Annotated in this window: 8 protein-coding genes; 4 read left to right on the forward strand and 4 right to left on the reverse strand. The window is 70.7% G+C overall.

Annotated elements, in window-relative coordinates; genetic code table 11:
* Together QH270_RS04730 and QH270_RS04735 are read right to left on the reverse strand one after the other, a co-directional pair.
* On the reverse strand, positions 1-278 hold a 278-nt coding region (locus QH270_RS04730), incomplete at its 3' end, for a dihydroxyacetone kinase subunit DhaK (RefSeq protein WP_280339087.1).
* 13 nt (positions 279-291) lie between these two features.
* Complete coding sequence (locus QH270_RS04735; protein ID WP_280339088.1) at positions 292-1,434, reverse strand: cystathionine gamma-synthase; 1,143 nt, start codon at positions 1,432-1,434, stop codon at positions 292-294.
* A gap of 99 nt (positions 1,435-1,533) precedes the next feature.
* Here QH270_RS04735 and QH270_RS04740 point away from each other — a divergent pair, with 99 nt between their 5' ends.
* Positions 1,534-2,715, forward strand: a complete 1,182-nt coding sequence (locus tag QH270_RS04740) for an acyl-CoA dehydrogenase family protein (protein WP_280339089.1) — start codon at positions 1,534-1,536, stop codon at positions 2,713-2,715.
* 10 nt (positions 2,716-2,725) lie between these two features.
* Here QH270_RS04740 and QH270_RS04745 read toward each other — a convergent pair whose 3' ends face one another.
* Complete coding sequence (locus QH270_RS04745) at positions 2,726-3,043, reverse strand: hypothetical protein (protein WP_280339091.1); 318 nt, start codon at positions 3,041-3,043, stop codon at positions 2,726-2,728.
* A gap of 161 nt (positions 3,044-3,204) precedes the next feature.
* On the opposite strand from QH270_RS04745, the gene QH270_RS04750 reads away from it, so the two are divergent.
* Both QH270_RS04750 and QH270_RS04755 read left to right on the forward strand, forming a co-directional pair.
* Positions 3,205-3,855, forward strand: a complete 651-nt coding sequence (locus QH270_RS04750) for a TetR/AcrR family transcriptional regulator (protein ID WP_280339093.1) — start codon at positions 3,205-3,207, stop codon at positions 3,853-3,855.
* Entirely contained in the window at positions 3,815-4,579 is a 765-nt protein-coding gene (locus tag QH270_RS04755) for a maleylpyruvate isomerase family mycothiol-dependent enzyme (RefSeq protein ID WP_280339094.1), read from the forward strand. The genes QH270_RS04750 and QH270_RS04755 overlap by 41 nt, the downstream gene beginning before the upstream one ends.
* 3 nt (positions 4,580-4,582) lie before the next feature.
* Here QH270_RS04755 and QH270_RS04760 read toward each other — a convergent pair whose 3' ends face one another.
* Positions 4,583-5,869: an NtaA/DmoA family FMN-dependent monooxygenase gene (locus QH270_RS04760; RefSeq protein WP_280339095.1), complete on the reverse strand. Its 1,287-nt coding sequence runs from the start codon at positions 5,867-5,869 to the stop codon at positions 4,583-4,585.
* 124 nt (positions 5,870-5,993) lie between these two features.
* Here QH270_RS04760 and QH270_RS04765 point away from each other — a divergent pair, with 124 nt between their 5' ends.
* Positions 5,994-6,341 carry a DUF6401 family natural product biosynthesis protein gene (locus QH270_RS04765; RefSeq protein ID WP_280339097.1) on the forward strand — a complete coding sequence of 116 codons (348 nt, stop codon included), beginning with the start codon at positions 5,994-5,996 and terminating at the stop codon, positions 6,339-6,341.
* Positions 6,342-6,563 lie beyond the last annotated feature (222 nt).

Below are 6,563 nucleotides of genomic sequence, written 5' to 3' on the forward strand. Positions count from 1 at the left end.
TGGATGCCGATCCCGATCTCCATCTCGTCCGCACCGAGTTCGAACGTCGGTTTCCCCGCGGCGGGCACGGTGCACGAGGTGAGCGCCATGCCCATGCTCCTGGTGCGCTCGTTCACGGCACGGGCGACGGCGGCCACCTCGTCGACCGCGGCGTCGGGGGTGCAGTAGAGGTTCCGACTGATCGCGCCCGGGCCGCCGCCCCACCCGGGCCCCGGGGCCCCCCCCCCCCCCCCGGCGGGCCGCCCCTCACGCTCCCCGGGCGGCCCCCGCTTCGTCATGTGTGGGTGCCCGTCAGCTCAGAGCCTGCTCGACATCGGCGAGCAGATCGCTGATGTCCTCGATACCGACCGAGAGCCGGACCAGATCGGCGGGCACCTCCAGCTCCGAGCCCTCGGTGCTGGCGTGCGTCATCGCGCCCGGGTGCTCGATCAGCGACTCGATCCCGCCCAGCGACTCGGCCAGGGTGAAGATCCGGGTGCGCGAGCAGAACTTCAGCGCCGCCTCACGACCACCGGCCAGGCGCACCGAGATCATGCCGCCGCTGCGGCGCATCTGCTTCTGCGCGATCTCGTAGCCGGGGTGGGTGGGCAGGCCGGGGTAGATGACCTGCGAGATGGCCGGATGGTTGGTGAGGAACTCCGCGATCACCTCGGCGTTGTCGCAGTGCTTCTCCATCCGCACGGCGAGCGTCTTGATCCCGCGCAGGGTGAGGAACGCGTCGAACGGACCCGGCACGGCGCCCGCGCCGTTCTGCAGGAACGCGAACGCGGTGTCGAGTTCCTTGCTGTTGGTGATCAGCGCGCCGCCGACGACATCGGAGTGCCCGCCCAGGTACTTGGTGGTCGAGTGCACGACGATGTCGGCGCCGAGCAGCAGCGGCTGCTGCAGGTACGGGGTGGCGAAGGTGTTGTCGACGACGAGCTTGGCGTCGGCCTCGTGCGCGATGTCGGCCAGGGCCGGGATGTCACCGATGCTGAGCAGCGGGTTGGTCGGCGTCTCGATCCAGACCAGCTTGGTGTTGGGCCGGATGGCCGCGCGGACAGCGTCGAGATCGGCGATGTGCGCGGGCGAGTGCTCGATGCCCCACTGGGTGAACACCTTGTCGATGAGCCGGAAGGTGCCGCCGTAGGCGTCGTCCGGGATGACGATGTGGTCGCCGGGCCGCAGCACCGCGCGCAGCGCGCAGTCGGTCGCGGCCATACCGGAGGCGAAGGCCCGGCCGTAGGTGCCCGATTCGAGGGCCGCGAGGTTGGCTTCGAGCGCGGTGCGGGTCGGGTTGCCGGTGCGCGCGTATTCGTAACCGCCGCGCATCCCGCCGACGCCGTCCTGGGCGAAGGTGGAGCTCGCGTAGATGGGGACGTTGACCGCACCCGTCTGAGGATCGGGTTCATATCCGGCGTGGATGGCCCTGGTCGAGAATCCCAGCTCACTCATGGGCTCAGACTAGTTGGCGCGTTCCGTGGCCCGATGCTGGGGTATCGGCGGTGCACGAAGTGCCGGATTCGGGGCCAGGGCTGCGGTTAGGCTGACGCCATGGTGACTGTGGAAGAGTTGTTCGCGATCGATCCGCTGCTCTCGCCCGAGGAGCGGGAAATCCGCGACACAGTGGCCCGATTCGGGGAGCGCAGGCTGCGCCCGCACATCGCCGACTGGTTCGAGGAAGGCGCCTTCCCGGCCAGGGAGATCGCCCCCGAACTCGGCAAACTCGGACTGCTCGGCATGCACCTGGAGGGCTACGGCTGCGCCGGGGCCTCGGCCACCGCCTACGGCCTGGCGTGCCAGGAACTCGAGGCCGTCGATTCCGGCGTCCGCAGCATGGTCTCGGTGCAGGGCTCGCTGGCGATGACCGCGATCCACTTCTACGGGTCCGAGGAACAGAAGCAGCAGTACCTGCCCGCGATGGCTGCCGGCGAGTTGATCGGCTGCTTCGGCCTCACCGAGCCCGACTACGGCTCCAACCCCGGTGGGATGCGCACCAGGGCCAAGCGCGATGGTGACGACTGGGTGCTCAACGGTTCGAAGATGTGGATCACCAACGGCGCGGTCGCCGATGTGGCCGTGGTCTGGGCGTATGCCGAGGAACCGGGCCAGGACAGGCCGCGGGTGCGCGGCTTCCTGGTGCCCGCCGGCACACCCGGCTTCACCACCAGGGAGATCCAGCGCAAGCTCTCGCTGCGCGCGTCCCTCACCGCCGCACTGGATTTCGACGACGTGCGCCTGCCCGCCGAGGCCGTACTGCCCGAATCCCGTGGCCTGAGTTCACCATTGGCCTGCCTGAGCGAGGCCCGCTTCGGCATCGTCTTCGGCGCGCTCGGCGCCGCTCGCGACTGCCTGGCCGCCGCGATCGACTACGCCCGCACCCGCGAGGTGTTCGACAAGCCGCTGGCCGCCTATCAGCTCACCCAGGCCAAGCTCGCCGACATGGCCCTCGAACTCGGCAAGGGTCAGTTGCTCGCGCTGCACCTGGGCCGGCTGAAGGATCGGCACGAGATCACCGGCGAGCAGATCAGCGCGGGCAAGCTCAACAGCACCCGCGAGGCCATCGCGATCGCCCGCGAATGTCGAACCATCCTGGGCGCCAACGGGATCACGCTGGACTACCCGGTGCTGCGGCACGCCAACAACCTGGAGTCGGTGCTCACCTACGAGGGCACCGCGGAGGTGCACCAGCTGATCCTCGGCAAGGCGCTCACCGACGCCGACGCCTTCCGGTAGGTAGGCCGGTTCAGCCGACCGGCAGGTTCTCGGACGCGGGCGCCGGGCGGATCAGGCCGCCCGCGAAGGCGACGGCGAGCGTCCCGAGCACGACGGCGGCCACCGCGATGGCCAGCGGGACGGTGATCGCTGTCGGGATGCCGAGCACGGTCAGAGTCGCCAATCCACCGGCGCCCCAGACGAACACGGCCACCAGCCGGCCGAACAGCGGGGCGTACGGCCACCGGCGCAAGGTCCGGCCGACACCCTCGCGTGCCAGATACCCTGCGGCAGCGGGGATCACCGGGATCGCGCCGAGCAGCTGGATAGCCGGTTCGGTGACATTCACTATGGGCCCCTCCGCTCGCCGTGGCGATTAGCCGAACGTTGTCTCGAGTCGGTACTGCCCACTCAGAATCCCCCTGGCGCCGGGTTGACGCAACTCCGCCGCGCCCCACACCCCGCGATAACCCCTTGACTCGACAAGTGATGTGCGTCACACTTCTAATCGTGTTAGGTGAAACTACTCGCGATAGGCAAGCCGAACGCCGTGAGGCGACTCGGCGGGAGATCCTGCAGGTCGCGTGGGAGTTGGCCAGGGAGCACGGGCTGACGCAGCTCACCCTGCGCGACGTCGCCACCAGGGTCGGCATGCGAGCGCCGTCGCTCTACACACACTTCGCGTCCAAGAACGCGATCTACGACGCGATGTTCGGGCAGGCCTGGTCCGAATTCGAGACCTACTCGGCCCGGGTGACCGCCGACCTGCCCTCCGCACCGCGAGCCCGACTGCTCGCGGTGGCGTATGAATTCTTCGATTTCGCGGTCGCCGATCTGGCCCGCTACCAGCTGATGAACCAGCGCACGGTGGCCGGATTCGAGCCTTCCCCCGAGTCCTACGAGCCCTCACAGCGCGTCATGAATGCCGCGCTCGCCCTGTTCGCCGAGGCAGGTGTCACCGATCGAGGTGACATCGAGATCTGGTTCAGCCTGATCGGCGGCCTCATCGACCAGCAACTCGCCAACGATCCCACCGGCGACAGCAGGCGCCGGTTACTCGACCGGGCGATGACCATGTGGGCCGACGGCGTCGGCCTACCCCCTGAACCGAGGCACCCCGATGACCACCTCGACCCCGACACCGACCGAGCCGCGCCGTAGCGAGGCACCCCACACCGCGTCGATCGCCCTGGCCGCGACCGAATACGACCGCGTCGGCCGGGCCGTCGCCGCCCTCGCGCCCGACGACTGGCAGCGGCCCACCGACTGCCCGGACTGGACTGTGCACCAGCTGATTTCACACGTGGTCGGCATGATGGCGATGACGGCGTCGATCCGCGAGATGATCCGGCAGAACCGGATCGCCGAACGTCGCCCCGGTGGCGAGGAACACCGCGTCGACGCGCTCACCGCCCACCAGGTCGCCCGCTACGGCGCCCACTCCCCCGACGAACTGCGCGCGATGATCGCGCGCCTCGCCCCGCGCGCCACCGCCGCGCGCCGTCGCCTTCCCGGCTTCGTGCGCGGGCTCTCGATGCCGGGCACCGAGCGGGTGAACGGCATCGATGAACGCTGGACGGTGGGGTTCGTCACCGACGTGATCCTGACCCGCGACCCGTGGATGCACCGGATCGATCTGAGCCGGGCCACCGGTAAGCCGCACGAGCTCACCGCCGAACACGACGGCCGCATCGTCGACGGCGTGGTGCGCGAATGGGCGCGGCGCCACGGCAGCCCCTTTCGGCTGACGCTGCACGGCCCGGCGGGCGGCACGTGGGCGGAGGGTGACGGGCCGACGCTGGAGCTGGACGCGGTGGAGTTCTGCCGCATCCTGTCCGGCCGCGCGAGCGGGACCGGGCTGCTGCGCACGGAGGTGCCGTTCTGAGCGTCAGCCCGGCGTGGGCAGCTCCAGGTTCTCGCGGTAGGTCCCGCCCAGATAGTCGGTGTCGACCAGGCCGCGGCGGCGCAATTCGGGCAGCAGACCGTTGAGCACGAAGTCGCCGGTGCGCGCGTCGGCGAGGCCGCCGAGGGAGATCACGTCGAGCACGTTCGCCCGGTAACGCTCCTCGATGGCGTCGGCGAGCTGCTCGGGTGTGCCCGCCGCGGCCCAGTGGCCGGTGTCCTTGGCGGCCACGATCAGCTCGCGCAAGGTGGCGCCGCCGGCGGCCAGCTTGGTGAAGATCTCCACCCGGCCACGCCGTCGGTGCACCGAATCGAGCTGGGGCAGGAGGCTGTCCGGGAGAGGCTTGTCCAGCGGCAGCTCGGACAGGTCGACCCCGCCGCCGAGCATGTCGGCGAGCTGGGCCCGGCCCGCCACGAAGTCGGTGGCCTCGGCGGCCTCCCGCACCAGCCGACGCGCTTCGGCCTCGGTCGCGCCGTAGGTGGCGTGGAAGGAACTGAAGATCAGCGGCAGCCCGTCGGCCCTGCCCAGTTCGGCCGCGCGAGTCCTGATCCGCTTCGTGTAGGTGACGGCGTCCTCGAGCGTCGGCAACGACGTGAAGACGACCTCGGCGAAGCGGGCGCCGAGCTCGATGCCGCCCGCGGATTGACCCGCCTGGAACTGCACCGGCCGCCCCTGCGGCAGCGGCGGGATGTTCAGCGGACCGCGCACCGAGAAGTGTTCTCCCGCATGGTCGATGGGCCGCACCAGCGCGGGGTCGAGGACCGCGCCACCACGGCCGTCGGGCCGCAGCGCGCCCGGCTGCCAGCTGTCGAACAGCGCGTGGACGACGGTGAGCGCCTCGGTGGCGCGGGCGTAGCGCCGCTCCGGGCTCGGCAGGTCACCGGCGCCGTAGTTCTCCTCGCCGAGCGAGGAGGTCACCGCGTTCCAGGCCGCACGCCCGTTGCTCACGTGGTCGAGGGTGCCGAACAGCCGGGCCAGGTTGTAGGGGTGCTGGAAGGTGGTGGTGACCGTCGCGATGAGGCCGACGTGGCTGGTCACCGCGCTCAACGCGGCCAGCTGGACGATCGGTTCCTGCGCGCCGATCGCGCCCTGCGCCCCGAACGCGAGCAGGTCGGCGGCGAACAGGGCCCCGATCTTGTTCTCCTCGGCGATCCGGGCGATCCGCACCGCCTCGTTCAGGGTCGACCGGGTCGGGTCCAGTGCGGCGGCGTACACATCGGGCGATCCGCTCACCCCGGTGACGGTCTTCAATCTGCGGCGTTCGGTGGCCATGTCGGCCAGTCCAGCAGGGCCGCGCGCGGCCGACCATGGTTGCGCTCAACACAATTCGAGCGGAATGCGGGGTTGCGACGAGTTCGCCGTCGGGGCGATCCGGCGGGGTTGCTACCATCTGGTGGTGTTCTCGCTCGGCCCCGCGTTGCTCGAAGTTTCGGCACGACGTCATATGCAAAAACTGAATACCGTGTACGGAATTCCTGCGGAGCTGGCCGCCTCGGAACATCCGGGGCTCTGCGCCCAACTCGATCAGCACGCCGCGGCGGTGCGCGACATTCTCGCGTTCGGCGTCGGCGAATCGACGGGCATCTCGCTCACCGTGCTGCTCGCCGGTTATGCCCGCGGCCTGCTCGATCAGGTCACCGAATTCGCGGGCGGGCTGCGGGCGGGCGCTCCGTCGTCGTGGCCGGAGGCCGATTGGTTGCAGCTACGCCTGGCCGCGGTCTGCCGGCACGCCACTCCCGCCTGAACACCGGAATCGGGGGGGGGGCGCCCCAAACGGGGGGGAGCGCCCGCGGCCGGGGGGGAGGGGGGGGTGTGGGCGCCCCCCCCCCGGCGCGCCCCCCCCCCGGGCCCCGGCCGCGCCCCCCCCCCTCCTCCCGCCTGGGCCGGGCCCACCCGCACGGCGGGCTCGGCCCACGGAGCACGGCCGGTGCGGACGGGCCACAGCCCCGGCGCCGCCGTGTAGGGC

Source organism: Nocardia neocaledoniensis (assembly GCF_029868625.1).
Lineage (GTDB): Bacteria > Actinomycetota > Actinomycetes > Mycobacteriales > Mycobacteriaceae > Nocardia > Nocardia neocaledoniensis_A.